This is a genomic window from Bacillus sp. es.034, from assembly GCF_002563655.1.
In the GTDB taxonomy this organism is placed as follows: domain Bacteria; phylum Bacillota; class Bacilli; order Bacillales; family Bacillaceae_B; genus Rossellomorea.
The window spans coordinates 260,871-276,276 of the sequence record NZ_PDIY01000001.1; the positions used below are offsets into that span (position 1 = coordinate 260,871).

The 15,406-nt window shown below is 46.7% G+C and carries 13 protein-coding genes and 1 other annotated feature; of the genes, 1 reads left to right on the plus strand and 12 read right to left on the minus strand.

Features of this window, described 5'->3' with window-relative positions; all coding sequences use genetic code 11:
- The 7 genes from ATG71_RS01415 to ATG71_RS01450 form a co-directional block, all read right to left on the minus strand.
- The gene (locus ATG71_RS01415; RefSeq protein WP_098438044.1) at positions 1 to 1,224 is read right to left on the minus strand and encodes an MFS transporter; all 1,224 of its coding nucleotides are present in this window, start codon (positions 1,222 to 1,224) and stop codon (positions 1 to 3) included.
- A 59-nt stretch (positions 1,225 to 1,283) separates the two neighbouring features.
- Positions 1,284 to 1,534: a binding site (T-box leader), on the minus strand.
- A gap of 104 nt (positions 1,535 to 1,638) precedes the next feature.
- Positions 1,639 to 1,839 carry a hypothetical protein gene (locus ATG71_RS01425; protein ID WP_034761269.1) on the minus strand — a complete coding sequence of 67 codons (201 nt, stop codon included), beginning with the start codon at positions 1,837 to 1,839 and terminating at the stop codon, positions 1,639 to 1,641.
- Positions 1,840 to 2,165: 326 nt separating this feature from the next.
- On the minus strand, positions 2,166 to 3,614 hold the full coding sequence (locus ATG71_RS01430) for a carbon starvation CstA family protein (RefSeq protein WP_098438048.1): 1,449 nt from the start codon (positions 3,612 to 3,614) through the stop codon (positions 2,166 to 2,168).
- Positions 3,615 to 3,859: 245 nt separating this feature from the next.
- A complete protein-coding gene (locus ATG71_RS01435; protein ID WP_098438050.1) occupies positions 3,860 to 4,573 on the minus strand; it encodes a LytR/AlgR family response regulator transcription factor in 714 nt (237 codons plus the stop codon).
- A complete protein-coding gene (locus tag ATG71_RS01440) occupies positions 4,570 to 6,309 on the minus strand; it encodes a sensor histidine kinase (RefSeq protein WP_098438053.1) in 1,740 nt (579 codons plus the stop codon). The genes ATG71_RS01435 and ATG71_RS01440 overlap by 4 nt, the downstream gene beginning before the upstream one ends.
- Positions 6,310 to 6,428: 119 nt before the next feature.
- Complete coding sequence (locus ATG71_RS01445) at positions 6,429 to 7,271, minus strand: YihY/virulence factor BrkB family protein (RefSeq protein ID WP_098438055.1); 843 nt, start codon at positions 7,269 to 7,271, stop codon at positions 6,429 to 6,431.
- Positions 7,272 to 7,288: 17 nt separating this feature from the next.
- Positions 7,289 to 7,708: a hypothetical protein gene (locus tag ATG71_RS01450; RefSeq protein ID WP_098438057.1), complete on the minus strand. Its 420-nt coding sequence runs from the start codon at positions 7,706 to 7,708 to the stop codon at positions 7,289 to 7,291.
- A gap of 233 nt (positions 7,709 to 7,941) precedes the next feature.
- Between ATG71_RS01450 and ATG71_RS01455 the strand changes: the two genes are divergently transcribed.
- Positions 7,942 to 8,169: a DUF1128 domain-containing protein gene (locus tag ATG71_RS01455; protein ID WP_061809186.1), complete on the plus strand. Its 228-nt coding sequence runs from the start codon at positions 7,942 to 7,944 to the stop codon at positions 8,167 to 8,169.
- A 76-nt stretch (positions 8,170 to 8,245) separates the two neighbouring features.
- On the opposite strand, the gene ATG71_RS01460 is transcribed toward ATG71_RS01455, so the two are convergent.
- From ATG71_RS01460 to ATG71_RS01480, 5 genes are all read right to left on the minus strand, one after another.
- The gene (locus ATG71_RS01460) at positions 8,246 to 8,761 is read right to left on the minus strand and encodes a type 1 glutamine amidotransferase domain-containing protein (protein WP_060671407.1); all 516 of its coding nucleotides are present in this window, start codon (positions 8,759 to 8,761) and stop codon (positions 8,246 to 8,248) included.
- A gap of 66 nt (positions 8,762 to 8,827) precedes the next feature.
- Positions 8,828 to 10,144: a lysine N(6)-hydroxylase/L-ornithine N(5)-oxygenase family protein gene (locus tag ATG71_RS01465; RefSeq protein WP_286162883.1), complete on the minus strand. Its 1,317-nt coding sequence runs from the start codon at positions 10,142 to 10,144 to the stop codon at positions 8,828 to 8,830.
- Between the two features lie 229 nt (positions 10,145 to 10,373).
- The gene (locus ATG71_RS01470) at positions 10,374 to 11,372 is read right to left on the minus strand and encodes a class I SAM-dependent methyltransferase (protein ID WP_098438062.1); all 999 of its coding nucleotides are present in this window, start codon (positions 11,370 to 11,372) and stop codon (positions 10,374 to 10,376) included.
- Complete coding sequence (locus tag ATG71_RS01475) at positions 11,369 to 12,685, minus strand: FAD-dependent oxidoreductase (protein WP_098438065.1); 1,317 nt, start codon at positions 12,683 to 12,685, stop codon at positions 11,369 to 11,371. Before ATG71_RS01475 ends, ATG71_RS01470 begins: the two co-directional genes overlap by 4 nt.
- 274 nt (positions 12,686 to 12,959) lie before the next feature.
- On the minus strand, positions 12,960 to 15,392 hold the full coding sequence (locus ATG71_RS01480; protein WP_098438068.1) for a PAS domain-containing protein: 2,433 nt from the start codon (positions 15,390 to 15,392) through the stop codon (positions 12,960 to 12,962).
- Between the last annotated feature and the right edge of the window lie 14 nt (positions 15,393 to 15,406).

Sequence of the window (15,406 nt, forward strand, 5' to 3'; positions counted from 1 at the left end):
TTATTTATTATAACATTCTGAATTAAATTTTAACTGTTTTTTCCAAGAATTCTTCCTCAGCGCTCCCCATAAAACCAGGGTGATTCCGAGCATGACAACGGAACCTGCAGCGACGGCAGCCCGGACGGACACCCCTTCTGCTCCCAGTCCAATCAGAACCGTCAGTAAGATGACAAGGACCCCTTCAAGCAAACCATACAGACTCCCTACCCGCCCCATGATCTCAACGGGGATATGTTCTTGATAAAAAGTCTCGAACCCCGTAGTTGCAAAGGCCAGGGCAAAGGATAAAAGAGCGAATCCAATCGCAATACTCAAGAAGTCATGCGAAAATGCATACATGATATACCCAACGGAAACGATGACAGAGCCGACACCCATGAGGTGCATATGATGAAGCTTATGAGACAACGCCGCATTCAGGAGAGATCCCAGTACAAATCCTCCACCTGCAATGCTAACGAGATATCCGTAGGTGCTATTCGAGAGATGCAGCACCTCTTTTGAAAAAGCCGCTTCAAGGGAATCGATGGCGGCCGTCATCACGAGCATGCACGTGAACAATACGTACAGGACCATCACGTACGCGGCTCTCTTGCTGAAGCCCCAGACGACCCGCCAATCCTCCTTAATGATTTCCCACTCAAAGGTACTTGTTTCATTCGATGAATCCCCCTCAAGTTTCGGCAAAAACAGGGTGATCACCCCTGATAACAAAAGGGCAAGAGCATTCATATAAAGGGCAAAATCCGGTGTTCCCATCAGGAATAATACCCCGGCCACCCCGGGTCCGATCAGAAACGCTCCCGATCCGACCAGTCCCCGAAGAGCATTGAACCGCTGCCTGTTCCCCTTCGGAATCAAGGTCGTGATATAAGCCATCGACGCAGGATAAAAAACGGCACTCCCCATATTGATGAATAGCACCACAACATACATCCACCAATCCTTTGCAAGAAAAGGCAAAGCAGCAATCAATACCGCCCTGAAAAAGTCCAGGGCCGCCATCAGATTCCGCTTATTGACCCGGTCAATCACACTCCCGGCCCAACCGTTTGTGATTATCGCCCCAAGTGGCTTCAACACATATAGCATCGCCACCGCCACCGGTGACCCCCACTCATCCAATACAATCAAATTAAGGGCGATCAGATAAATCCAACCCCCGATACTCGAAATCCCGATACCCGATAAAAGCAACAAAGGATCCTTCCACTTTTTCATCCACTATTCCTCCCCGCGATTGGTATAAAACAAAAAAATCCCACCCCCAAGACGTTGGTCTTGGGGGCGAGATTATTAATCGCGGTGCCACCCCAGTTCACCAGCATGTCACCATACCGGCCTTTTCGGGTACGGCCGTTCGGCTTATACCCTAGCTCCGTAACGGGAGCTCCCGTCCCACCATCCCCGCTGCCGGTTCCGATGCGCTGCTCAGAGTCTTGGTTCAACATCGTCCTTCCTGCCCCTTTTCAGCTGCCGGAGCTCTCTTTAAAGAAGTCTTGATATCTACTCTTCTCTTCATGGCATTTTTTTGAAATTTTTATTATGTTAGCATGGTTGGGTTGGAAAGTAAATGAAAAATTACATAATCAGCTTCAAAAAAAGAGCACTCCACAAGAGTGCTCCTCTCCCCAATTAGCTACCCATCTTCCGGCGGGTATTGCTTGGCTTCTTCGTTTGCTGACTTTGCATGCGTTGGTTGGATGCAAGACCGCCCGTTGCCTGCTTGCCGCCTGCCTGTGCTTCTTTCTTCTTTGCAAGCTGCTGCTTCATCGCTTCCTGAAGGCTGATTTTTTTCTTTTCTGGCTGTATTTGTTGATCATTAGTATTCGACATAATGGGATCTCCTTTTTGAGACTACTAAATTTTTGAAACTATCACCATTATAATACATCCTACCGGATAAAGACATCTGCCTGATAAATAAAATAGCCAACCCCGTGAAGGATTGGCGAAAAATATTTCTAGTGGTATCCATTCTGTCCGTTCGCAGAACCGGATGTTTTGTGCTTTGGCTTCGCATTCTGATTTTGCTTTGTACCGCCGTCTTTTTTCGTTTTCTTTGTCATGTTGAATCACTCCTAAAACATAGTTTGTGAATCCTTATTATTTTGTACCAAAAAAGAAAAGAGTTTCCCGGTAATAACCGGAAAACTCTCCATTTACGCTGCTGACTGAGGCACGTCTTCGTCGACCTGTATGACAGTACCATCCTTCAAGCGCTTTCTTAATGTGTAGATAAAGGCAAGGATTGACACAATTGTTATGACTGCCGCTCCCATATAGGCTGTGCCCATGGAAAGCCCGAATCCAATAGGAGCGTTCAGTATATACGTGAACGTCACCATTGTCATAAAGATGGCCGGTATCGTTGCGACCCAGTGCGGTTTCTTTTGCAGGGCCAGGTACATGGCGCCTACCCAAAGAGCAATCATCGCCGTCGATTGGTTTGCCCAAGAGAAATATCTCCATAAGAGATTGAAATCCATGCGTGTCAGTACGACTGAAATCGCGAAGAGTGGAACGGCAATCCAAAGGCGGCTGGACATTTTCACTTGTCCGACCTTGATGTAATCGGCAATGATCATACGCGCACTTCGGAATGATGTATCACCGGAAGTGATCGGAAGAACGATGACACCAAGGATGGCAAGCGTTCCACCAATGGAACCAAGCATCAGAACAGACACTTCGCTTACGACTGCTGCAGGTCCTCCGTCTTTCAAGATCGCATTCAGTTCACCAGGCTCGAACAGGCTCATCGCTGCCGCTGCCCAGATCATCGCAATGATCGCTTCTAAAATCATCATACCGTAGAAAATTTTGCGTCCGTTCTTCTCGTTTTGAGTCGTTCTTGAGATGATCGGAGATTGCGTTGCGTGGAAGCCTGAAAGCGCCCCACATGAAATCGTCAAGAATAATAAAGGAAAGATAGCGACAGAATCAGGGTGCATATTCGTCAGGGAAACCTCAGGAATATCCGCTCCCGTAATGACTAATCCCGCTCCAATACCTACCGCACTGATCAGAAGCAGTGCCCCGAACAGCGGATACACTTTACCAATGATCTTATCGATCGGAAGTAGAGTTGCGACAATATAGTAAATGAAGATCGCTGCAATGATCACACCAAGTGAAATCCATGCAGGAGTCATATTCGAAATCAAGGCTGCTGGCGCGGTAACAAACACCGTCCCTACCAATACAAGTAACAGAATCGAGAATGCGTTTACCACGTGCTTCATCGTTTTACCAAGAAAACGTCCTGCAAGCTCCGGTAAATGAGCCCCTCCGTTACGGATTGAAATCATCCCCGTCAGGTAATCGTGAACCGCTCCGGCAAAAATCGCCCCGAGTACGATCCAAAGGAAAGCGACCGGTCCGTATAAGGCTCCCATGATCGGTCCGAAAATAGGGCCGACACCCGCGATATTCAACAGCTGGATCATGGAGTTCTTACCTGTGTTCATCGGAACATAATCCACTCCATCCGCCTTTGCGTAAGCAGGGGTGGAACGAGTTTCATTCACTCCAAAAATCTTTTCAATTAATTTTCCATATGTGAAGTAACCAATAATTAAGACAACAATCGAGACCAGGAATGTGACCATGTATATGATCCCCTTTCGTTCAGTTATGAATACGCTTTCATTATAGCAAGCACATTCACACTTTCGTCACATTCTGTCCAAGATGTTGAAAATCAGTGCTGACATGCAAGAAGCAGGGATTGACGTGCTTTGGGAAATGGCCGGTGCCTGTACTGATTCGTAATTGGTGCCTGGTACAAAAATCAAAAAATGTACCTGGTACAAATCCCTCCGATTGTACCAGGTACACCCACACTACGCTCCAACTACAACTCCAACCGCTCCCGCAATTCCTTCACATAATTCCGGCTCACCGGAATCGCCTCATCGGCTCCATGAACCTTCAGCTGGTATACGCCGCTCCCCCATGGAATCAGCTCTTCTACAAAGGGCAGCTGAACGAGATAGCTTTTGTGGACCCGGAAGAAGGGATAGGTGCTGAGTTTTGCTTCCAATTCCTTGATTGGCAGCCTGCACGTATATTTCTTCTTTTTCGTACAGATGAATGTTTCCCGCTCTTCCCGGAAAATGTAGAGGATATCCTCCGGCCTGACGAATACAATCTTATCCTCATCATGCACGGCGAGTTTCCCCAGGGATGGATTTTCACGGGGTTCGACCTTTACTAAAGACTTCAGCCTTTCCATCGTTTGGGCAAGCTGATCCTCTTCGAAAGGCTTCAGCAGGTAATCGAAAGCCTCGACCCTGAACGCTTTAAGGGCATAGTCAGGGTACGCCGTGGCGAAGACGATTTCCGGCTTATGCTTCATGTTCTGAAGGGCCTCGGCGAGATCCACTCCGCTCATGCCGGGCATCTCGATATCCAGGAACAGGACGTCTGGCTCTTTCGTCAAAATGATTTCGAGGCCCTTCTCGGCTGAGCTTGCTTCCCCGACCACCTCTGCCCAGGAATAGTTGCCGAGGAGATGCTTCATTTCCTCACGGCTGTATGGTTCATCATCGATGATTGCGATTTTCATTCCTTTTCACTCCTTAACGTAAAGGCAACGGTGGTTCCGCTTTCCTTTGAAGATGAGATCTTCAGCCCTGCTTCTTTTCCCATCATCATTTCCAGGCGTTTGTTCACATTGTATAGACCGATCCCTGTGCCTGCCTCTGATTCCACGGGCTCCGATAATAGCTTACTCAGCCTGTCTTCAGTGATGCCACATCCATTATCCGTCACGCTGACGGTCACTTTCTCCCATTCGTTCCTTATGGAGATCGTCAACACAAACCCTTCTTCTACATTTTTCATCCCATGCTTGATCGCATTTTCCACCAGGGGCTGAAGGGTGATGGAAGGGACTTTCGCCTGTAAGGCATCTTCATCGATGTGATACTCGACCTTCAGCCGGTCAAAGAAACGTGCTTCTTCAATGGCCAGGTATGCTTTTACATGCTGCCCTTCTTCTTTGAGAGTGGACGTTGATTTCGTGCTCCCCGTCAGATTCTGGCGGACGAATTGGGAAAGGGAAATAAGCAGTGTCCTCGCCTTATCCGGATTAATCCGAGTCAATGACACAATGACATTAATTGTATTGAACAGAAAGTGGGGATTGATCTGGGCCTGCAGAGCCTTCACTTCCGACTCCTTCGCAAGCTCCTTATGGGTATCGATTTCCGCAAGTTCCAGCTGATGACTGAGCAGTGTCGCAATCCCCTTGGTTAATTCCATCAATATCGGTGAAATTTCCTTTTCAGAATAAAAATAGAATTTAAGGGTCCCGACAATGTCATCCCCTTTTAAAAGCGGGGCCATGATGGCCGCCCCTAAAGGACATCCGCTCCGGTCACACTGGATATCCTCCCGCCCCACCTTCATGAGCTCACCGGTTTCGATGACCCGTTTCGTTGCTTCCGTTTGTATCGGGCGCCCTTCATGGTGGTGATCAGAAGCAAGTCCTACATGAGCGAGGATGTGGGATGTATTCGTGATCGACACGGCCAGGGCATTGACATCTCTCATGAGGATTTCACATGTTGCCCGGGCTGACGATGCGTTCAACCCTTTTCGCATGTATTGCACCGTGCTGTCTGCCAGGCGTAGTGCTTTCTGGGACTGAGCAGCCCCCATCCGTTCCTCTTCTTGAAATACACTTTTAATGATAAGCAGGAAGATACCGGTCCCGACACCATTGGCGAGAATCATCGGCCAGCCGATATCAGACACGAGCAGGTAAGCATCGTCAAATGGCTTCGACAATAACAGGATGAGAAGCATCTGCGTCCCCTCTGCAATAAAGCCGACAAGGAACGCCTTTTGCGGAGAAACGAGCCTGTTTTTCTTTTCCCGCTTGCCGATCCAGCCTGCCAACAGACCAGCAAGCACCGTCGAGATCCCGCATGAGAAGGCTGTGAATCCGCCAAGGAAAAACCGGTGGACACCCGCTACCAGTCCGGCCCCGAGACCGATCCAGGGACCACCGAGGAGTCCTGCGACCACAACGCCGATTACCCGCGAGTTCGCAATCGCTTCATTCTGTTGAAGATGCCACTGCCATTTCGTATATTCTTCCTGAAAGGGATTCACGATCAATCCTGTATATGTACCAATGATTCCGAAGAAACCAAACAGCAGGATCAGGAGGAGCGTCTGGGATTTCTTCACATGGGTCCGTTTTTCAATCAGATGCCGAAAGAAGCTGATCCTCGTCATCACAAAGGCAATCGTCACGATGATGCCGAGCCGTTCTACCATTGCAGCAATTAACATATACCCCCCACCTCACTTTCTCTATCACATAAAAAAAGAAGACCCCTTAAACACGAATGTTTAATAGAATCTTCCCCTACTCCAACCTTTACTATGTCCAGGGAATGATTTCCCCTATTTTAACACGAATCTTTGTCTTTAATCGTCACAAGTGCATTGATTTCTCCACCGATCATGATGATGATTCCCGTTAAATAAAACCAGATCATGAGGACGATGATCCCACCGATGCTGCCATATGTCGCCGAATAGTTCCCAAAGCTCCCTACGTAATACGAAAAAGCCAGGGACGCGAGTACCCAACCAAGGGTCGCAAAGATCGCTCCAGGAAACGCACTTAAACATTTGATCCGTTTACTTGGAGCAAAAAAATACAATCCGACGAAAATGATAAAGAGAATGATGGGTGTGATGGCCCAGCGAATCCCGTTCCAAATCGTTAAAAATTGATCTGAAAATCCGAATTGAGAAAATAGGAAAAGACCAATCTGCTTACCGAATACCGGAAGCAGGAGTGCGATGACGAATACCAGGATCATGGCAAATGTCAATAGAATGGACATCAGGCGCGTGGCAATGAACGATCTTGATTCTTCGACATCATATGCCCGATTCAAGCTCTTCACAATGGCATTCATTCCGTTTGATGCCGACCAGATCGTGGCGATGATACTGACGGACAGTAAGCCTGAATTTCGGTTGGACATGACGTCCTGCAGTGTTTCCTCAATCATCGACATCGTTTCACCGGGTGCAAAATCCCTCACCAATCCGAGAATATCCCCCTGATCAACTGGCAGATATGGAAGGAGTGTGACGACAAAAATCAGCAGTGGGAAGAGCGATAAAAGAAAGTAATAGGCAATTTGCGCGGCAAGGCCAGTTACGTCATTCGCACTGATATTGGCGAAAAGACTTTTCGAAAATCCTTTCCATTCTCCTTTGACCGTCTCATCCGACATGCTTTCACCTCATTTCATTAATACCCCTTAAATGAAGAAGCAATCGGCTGGCTCTCTTCATCCTGAGCAGTTAGTTCATTCGATGGTTCTTGACCTGAAAATGTATCTTTATATGCTTCTGATGAGTCTTCAAACGTTTCTTTCGTCTCCTCGATGATCTCTTTCACCTGAGGGGTCATCCCTTTGATTTCATCTACCTTTTCACTGATGAAGTGAATGTCCCTCGAAACCTGATCCGCCGTCATGCGCAGTTTCTCATACACTTCCTTCGATGTTTGGAGCAAACTCTGAGGATTTTTTGAATAGGTGGAGATATACTGTCCACTGTTCTTTAAAGTGGAGCCCACTTCCTGACGTGTCGATCTGTCCAGCAGAGACAGAATCCCTCCTGCAACAGCACCAAGCATGACCCCTTTGTAAAACTTATTTCTTCCCATATGTATTACCCTCCTTCAAATGATTGTCTTTTTTATTCAGCAATCGGCTGCAGCCGGATTCCACTGGATCATATACTTTCTCGCGTATTAGCTTATCTACTCATTTCCCATTCCTTTATAGTGTAAAACATTCTCTGAAAAAAATCCTCTTCTATCCATGCCTTATTGACAGTATGAAGGATTCATGGAAAGATGAATGTACTACACTGCACGTCAGAAAGGACGATTCGGAGATGGATTTATCACAGAACACCGCAGAAAACATCGAATTCATGGTCACAGCGATTAAAGAAAAATTGAGAATGGTCAATGCAGGTGCCGTCAAGCCTGAAGATTTCAATGAAGAAATGTACGAAGATCTCCACGACCTATATGTCATGGTGAATCGCAAGGATCATTTCAGCCCGAGCGAAATGAACGCCATCATTGAAGAAATGGGTAACCTTAGAAGAAAAGCGTGAACATTCACTTAAAAAAGGGGACATTCCCACAAAGGTATAAAATACCTTGGGGAATGTCCCCTTTCATTTACTTGTCTTATTTAGAAAGAAGCGCCAGTGATTCACGGTTGAATGCCGGGATATCATCAGGTGTCCTGCTCGTTACAAGCTGATTGCCGCACACGACGACTTCTTTATCTTCGTATGTCACACCTGCATATTCCATATCGACTTTGATGGACTTGAAGCCCGTTGCTTTTCGTCCTTCCAGAGCTTTTGCCGTAATGAGTAATTGTGGTCCGTGGCAAATCGCGAATACCGGCTTTTTCTCATCCATGAAATGCTTGGTGAATTTCACGAAACGGTCATCTGCACGGAGCTGATCCGGAGAAAATCCGCCTGGTAATAATAAGGCATCAAAGTCTGCAGGATTGACGTCATCGATGCTTTCATCGATCTTCACCGTTGCATCTCCCTGTTTGCCTTTGACTGATTTTCCTTTTTCCTTCTCAATCGTCACTACCTCGTGGCCTGCTTCTTTAAACGCTTTTTCAGGATCTGTAAATTCTACGTCTTCAAACATGTCTGTAATTAATGTTGCGATCTTAGCCATAAAATATAACACTCCTATTATTGTTTGATTTCTTATCACACTTATACTTTACCCGGCACACATAATTTAAAACCCATCATTACCCATCGTGAATTGGGAGAAGATCGTATCCCTTTGTACTTCATACACTTCTTTCCCCACGATGTCGTTGATGATATGGATATTCCGGTCGACGGCCAATCCAAGATTCGTCGCCCCGGCCCCGTGGGAGTGCTCCAGATTCGTCACGGTGTAAAAATGATGATCGCGATCCGGTTTTTCTTTAAATTGAAGCTGATAGTTCCGGGAGACCTTGAATTTTTTGTCATCTTCCCACACGATTTTGTCTTCGAACTCCTCAAAAAACCATTGGGGTATATTCGGCTTGTATCCTGTCGCTAAAATCACTTTGTCGCTTTGATACATGAATTCGCGATCTTCCTGCCATTGGCGGCAGCTCAAGGCGTACCCATCCCGTTCATCCCGGATCTCATTCACTTCCGTCAGGGGCTGGATAGTCGTGCGGGTTGACTGGTCGCGGACGGAATGGTTGTAGAGAATGTTATAAATATTGTTGAGTGTGTCCGGATCGATCCCGTTCCTAAGCTGATCGAGGGTTTTCAGGGCTTCCATCCGCTTTTCATACGTCAATCCATGGAAATAGTCCACATAGTCAGGTGCGAAGAATTCCTGCCCGAGCTTTGACGATTCCAACTGCAGGATCCCTTCGGAACGGGTCAGCCATGTCAGCTGATACGAATGATTTTCCTGCTCCTTCAATAAATCGAAGCACACCTCGGCTGCACTTTGACCGGATCCCACAATCGTGATGGAGGCCCCTTCCAGCGTCGTTTTTTTATGAAACAGATACTTACTCGTGTGATGGACGTCTTCATCGGGCAGCCCTTCCATCCCTTCCAGAATAAGAGGCTTACTTCCCGTCCCCATCACAATATGCTTCGCATAATAAACCTCACGCTCATCTTCCAGCCGGTTATCGACCACCACTTTATAACAGTCGCCAACATCCGTTACCCCGATCACTTCACTGTGAAATTGACATGAGCTCAGCTGACCCGATACCCAGCGGGCATACTCATTGTATTCCTGCCGGGGCATTTCAAACTTTTGAAAAAAGAAAAATTTATATAAACGGTTATGGGTATGTAAATAATTCAAATAACTGTACCGGCTCTGTGGATTCGCAAACGTCACCAGGTCTGCGATGAACGGTACCTGCAGATCTGTCAGGTTGATCAGCATTCCCGGATGCCACTGAAACTCCGGGGTCTGATCGAAGAACTTCACCTTCAGATCGGTCCTTTCCTCCATGAGGGCAGCCAAACTCAAATTGTACGGACCGATCCCGATTCCGATACAGTCGAATATTTCATGTTTACTCACTCGGCTCTCCTCCACATTCATGATCTACTTTCTATTTTTACCCTAAAAGGACGAGTGACTACCCTGTTTCTTGAAAATAATTATGGTGAATGTGTGACCATGGGGGTTCAGCTGCTGATTTTCTTTAGGATTTTGACAGGTGAATCTCCGGCGTTATTCAGCTGCTGATTTTCAACCGATATTTAGCAGCTGAACTACAAAGCAGACCCCAAACAAAAACGGATCCTTCTCACAAGGATCCGTTTTTTCTTAAAGTCATCACGTACCATCCGCCTTCTTTCACGATCGGTTCGACGGACTCGACGTTGAAATTGGTTTTACCGGCCAGTGTCTCCATTTCCTTCTGTGAAGGGATCGGGTACAGGTTCTGGAAAGTCATGAAGAAGCTGTTGAAGGCACTGGAGAATTGTTTTCCATGCTTGGATTTCTGCATCGGTGTCAGGACAAAGAACAAGCCTTCGGACCCGAGCCACGTAGATGCTTTTTCAAAGAATTGCAGGCGTTCGGACGGGTCGATATAGTGAAAGAGATTATTGGCCATGATCATATCGAAGGGCTGTTCGGGCTCATATTCATGCAGGTCCCCACAGTGTATTTCGATATTTTCAAAGTCTTGAAGGGATTGTTCCGCTGCTTTGGCGACGGCTTCGTGGATCTCGATCCCCACCATTTTCTTGTCGGGATACCGCTCTTCTATCCTCTTCACATATCCTCCTTCGCCGCATCCCAAGTCCAGTATGGAGTCCACATTGTATTTTTTAATCGCTTTCTGCACCTTTGGAAAAGCGAATCGTTCGAGTAGAATCGACGTTTTCGCTACAGTGGAGCCGTGGACATCCGAATTGAAGTGCTGCTTCGTCTGATTCCGAAGTAGTTGAGGATACGATAACAGGGCCGGGATATGGAGCTCCATCATTTCTTTCAGCAGGATCCCTGATGAGTGGGGGTCTTTCTTGGATGTCGGCAGCTTCCATCTGTTTCTTGTCGTGACTTTCGCGTCCTCCACCCGTTTCAAATGCTTGATGCTGATTCCCACCTCCACCCATTGTTCTAGGAGATCCATTTCGATATTCTGAGAGAGAGCCACTTCCTGAATGGAAGCAGGCTTTGTAAAATGATCGAACAGGTCCATTTCATATCCCACATAGGCGTGCCAGCTGTATAGGAAAGGGACATTCTTTTTCATCCAGGTACGTGCACGCCACACCTTCACCATTTCTCCAATCATTGTAGTGCCTCCTTTCCTTTCCAGGGATAGTCCTGGTTTTCTGTAAATGTAGTCGTTGATTTTTCTTCTTCTGTTAATGAATCATGTCTGATCGGGAGCATCCCCCCCTGGATCATCCGGTCATAAAGGGTTTCCCTCCACATACCGAGGCCGGAAATGTTCAGCATCTGTTTGTAATGGGAAATCGAGTCCCTTTCCATCCTCTGCAGGCTTTTATTCCGGAGCCAGCCTACGGGACGATAAGGGTAGGAATAGACAAGGGCCGACAAGTGACTGAGATGCATTTGATGGGCGACCCTCTTTTTTCTTACCTTTGGATACCATTCCAAATTGGCTGGATCTAATTTCCCCTCTTTATACATGTCACATAATAGCTCCCCAAGGATGCTGCCATCCTGAATGGCCATATTCATCCCTTCACCCGCCATGGGATGGACCGTATGGACGGCGTCCCCGATAAGGGCAAAATGATCCTTCACATAGGTCTCAGCATGATATTTCAATGGGACCATGAGCTGGATTTTCTTCCAATCCTCTATCTGGTTCACATACCCGTCAAGATCCGGGCACATTTCGATATAGAGTTTATGAAACTCTGAAATCGGTTTTTTCCGCAGTGTTTTGTATTCACCTGCCGGAATGAGATAAACTGACCTCACTTCATTGTCCGGTAGTGGAAATAAGCCTAAAAATGATTGATATGTAGAAATGATGCGTCCTTTCACCATTTCCTTTGGTCGTGGGAATGTGACCGTGAGGAAATGATGATTGTACTTCTTCTCCTTCACATCCACTTCCATATAGTCACGGGTTACCGAGCTCCTTCCCTCTGCCCCGATAATGAAGTCACTATGAATCTCGGTTTCTGCCTTCGATTCCCGGTCCGCGACGGTCACCGTATGACCGTTTATCTTTTTACAGACCGTATTCGCCCGAAAATGGAAAGAGGGATACGCTTCCCCTTTTTTCCGCAGGATGTCCTTTAGCGTTTCATGATGGATCATGAGGGAGAATGGATACGGAGTCGGCAGGATGGAATAGCTCATGGTTGAATGGTCAGCCTTCGATTTGGCCCGTTTCAATTCAATCAGTTCCAAATCTGAAATGCTGTGTCCGTTTTGAAAGACATCGTCTATGACTCCCAGGGAATCAAATATTTCCAGGCTTTTCGGCTGGAGAAGCTCACCTTTGTAAACGGAACCCGGACCCGGCATCCGCTCTACGACGGTTACATCGATGTTACACTGAGCGAGTTTCAGCCCGAGTGTCAGCCCGCCGATGCCTCCACCGCTTATAAAGACGTTCGTCTTCATCTCTCTTCACCTCTTTCCATTCCTTTATCCTATTTCCTGGATGTTGAAACTTGCCGGTATGCTCCCGCCAAGAGGTGACAAGTTCCTTACAAGAAAACCTTCATGAAGAAATTTGTAGAAGACGCTATTTCCCGGGAAAATATCTGCGTTATAACTCACTCCTTACTAACGTCTTTTTCACTATTTGTCGGATTATTCCCCTTTGAAAAATCGACAATACCCGCGTAAACAAAAAAATCCACGACAAGATTCATCACTCGTCGTGGAGTACTTTCTATTGATCGTTGGCAATCGGCAGAAGGATTGTGACGGTGGTCCCTTCGCTGACGTTGCTTTGAATGGATAGTGAGCCGTGATGCTCCTTGATGATCTTTTGACAAATCATCAGTCCGAGCCCGGTTCCTTTTTCTTTCGTGCTGTAAAATGGTTCACCAAGATGCTTCATTCGCTCAGGAGGGATCCCGCTCCCGTTGTCCTGAATCGATATTTTCCCATGGCCATCCACCTTTTCCAGCTGAACATTGAGGAGTCCGCCTGAAGGCATGGCTTCCAGGGCATTTTTCATCACATTCAGGATGACTTGTTTCATTTGATGGGAATCACAGTAGATTTCGGCCTCTTCTACAGAGAACCTCACATCCACCCCCTGCTTCAGGCATTCCATCTTGATGAATTCAACGGAACTTGTGAGAAGGGTTGTCAGGGAGGTCAGGGAAAACTTGACGGCCCTTGGTTTAGCCAGTGCCAGAAACTCATTGGTAATGATTTCGATTCGGTCCAGTTCACCCTGGATGACACCAAGATAAAAGTCATCCTCGGCATTTTCCTTCATGAGCTGGAGGAATCCCTTCAAAGTCGTCAGTGGATTCCTGATTTCGTGAGCCACCCCTGCTGCAAGCTGACCGATCATCGCGAGCTGCTCTGACTTTTTCAGCAGGTCTTCGTTAAGCTTCTTCTCGGATAAGTCACGTATGATGGCAGAAATGCCGATCAAACGTCCTCCATCATTCAAGATCGGATTCATATTAAACGCAATCTCGACGGGTGAGCCGTCTTTGCGGTACCGGACGGTTTCATAGTCTTTGATCCGCTTCCCGGCCATCACCGTGGCCAGGTTTTGCTTGAACTGACCGACCTGATCGTCCTGATGGAGAAAGGTGATTTCCCTTCCTGTGATTTCATCCTTCGTCCACCCGAACATCGATTCAAACTGTTGATTCACTTTTAAGACCTTTCCTTCCGGATCCAGAAGGGCGATCCCGTCTCCTGCATGCTCGAAATAAGCTTCAAGCAGCTCTTTCGCTTCTTTCAGTTCTTCTTCCATCTGTAGCTTTTCCGTGATGTCCTGCCCAAATCCGTAAATCCCGATCACCTTATTCTTTACACGAATCGGGATGTTCGTGACGGCTACATGGCTTTTACCACCTTCTCCATTTTCGAAGGTGGTCACGAATCTTGACGCTTCTCCTTTAAGGGCGACTTCAAATTTCTTGATGGCCGTTTCCTTGCTGCCCTCTGCTATGAACTCACTGAAGTGGCTTCCGATCATATGGGGCGAAATGTGGTCCCACTGGGTTTTCACTGCTGGATTCACTTCTTGTATGATGCCGTTTGTATCGACCATATAGATATTGTCGGGACTGTATTTTACGATTGATTTATATTTCTGTTCGCTTTCAATCAGCTTTCTCTGGATATCCTTGATCAGGGAAATGTCTGATATGGACACAATGATTTCCACTACGGCATCTTTTTGAACTACCGGGACGATGGAAGCCAAATACTCCAATTCCTTGTATTCGTCTTCATACGTCAGCTCTTCTCCCGTTTCCCATATCCGCTTTAACTTTGGTTGGATCTTCCCCAAATGATGGGAATCGAACACTTCCTGAATCGTTTTCCCGATCACTTTCGAAGGAGTCAGGTTCAGCTTATTCAAAAGCTCCCCCGCTGCCATTTCAATGATAAAATCCTGATCGCTTTTCTTTATCTTGTACGTGATCGTCTTTTGAAGGCGGAGGGTATTTTCAAGTTCCACCTTTAAGGACATCAATTCGTTTTCATACTTTTTCTTTTCCGTGATGTCATGGAGGATGATCCCCACACTATCCACCGTTCCGTCACTCTTATAATTGGCTGGGGAAATGGTGATATTGCAGGTGATTTTCCGGTGCGTCCCCATATGGAAAGTAACTTCTTCCCCTGTCGTATTCAATCCTTTCAAGCCATTTTTCACAATGGAATGAAAGGACTGATTCTGCAGTGGGGACTGTCGACAGAGGGGTTCTCCCAAAATGGCATCAGAAATTTGAAAAAGCTCCTGGAAAGACTGATTCATTTCCATCACGTTTCCGTTTTTATCAATGATGCATACACATGTAGGCGTGTTGTGGATAAGGGCTTCATAAATCGCCGAATGGGAATGATTCACATCGTCGCGTGTAACGCTTGACTCCACAGGGATCATCATGACCAATTCTTTGGACTCATCAATCTGTTTTCGCTTGAATCCATAGTATTGATGATGCTGGCGAATGGAATAGTCGTCATCCTCCAGCATTTTTAGGAGAAGATTGTCTTCCTTGAGGGTGATCCCCCTCCATTCTTCATTTTGTTCTATAAAAGATGGTTGTGTCACATCGATTATTGCTGCCGGGACTGGAATTGAATCTACATTCAATGCATGGTTAGGGTGCATTTGAGCCATAGTACCTTCCTTTA

What these genes read in the sequence shown, in the direction of transcription:
- ATG71_RS01415 (WP_098438044.1), bottom strand. Translation starts at nt 1,224, where the DNA reads ATGAAAAAGTGGAAGGATCCTTTGTTGCTTTTATCGGGTATCGGGATT.
- ATG71_RS01425 (WP_034761269.1), bottom strand. Translation starts at nt 1,839, where the DNA reads ATGTCGAATACTAATGATCAACAAATACAGCCAGAAAAGAAAAAAATC.
- ATG71_RS01430 (WP_098438048.1), bottom strand. Translation starts at nt 3,614, where the DNA reads ATGGTCACATTCCTGGTCTCGATTGTTGTCTTAATTATTGGTTACTTC.
- ATG71_RS01435 (WP_098438050.1), bottom strand. Translation starts at nt 4,573, where the DNA reads ATGAAAATCGCAATCATCGATGATGAACCATACAGCCGTGAGGAAATG.
- ATG71_RS01440 (WP_098438053.1), bottom strand. Translation starts at nt 6,309, where the DNA reads ATGTTAATTGCTGCAATGGTAGAACGGCTCGGCATCATCGTGACGATT.
- ATG71_RS01445 (WP_098438055.1), bottom strand. Translation starts at nt 7,271, where the DNA reads ATGTCGGATGAGACGGTCAAAGGAGAATGGAAAGGATTTTCGAAAAGT.
- ATG71_RS01450 (WP_098438057.1), bottom strand. Translation starts at nt 7,708, where the DNA reads ATGGGAAGAAATAAGTTTTACAAAGGGGTCATGCTTGGTGCTGTTGCA.
- ATG71_RS01455 (WP_061809186.1), top strand. Translation starts at nt 7,942, where the DNA reads ATGGATTTATCACAGAACACCGCAGAAAACATCGAATTCATGGTCACA.
- ATG71_RS01460 (WP_060671407.1), bottom strand. Translation starts at nt 8,761, where the DNA reads ATGGCTAAGATCGCAACATTAATTACAGACATGTTTGAAGACGTAGAA.
- ATG71_RS01470 (WP_098438062.1), bottom strand. Translation starts at nt 11,372, where the DNA reads ATGATTGGAGAAATGGTGAAGGTGTGGCGTGCACGTACCTGGATGAAA.
- ATG71_RS01475 (WP_098438065.1), bottom strand. Translation starts at nt 12,685, where the DNA reads ATGAAGACGAACGTCTTTATAAGCGGTGGAGGCATCGGCGGGCTGACA.
- ATG71_RS01480 (WP_098438068.1), bottom strand. Translation starts at nt 15,392, where the DNA reads ATGGCTCAAATGCACCCTAACCATGCATTGAATGTAGATTCAATTCCA.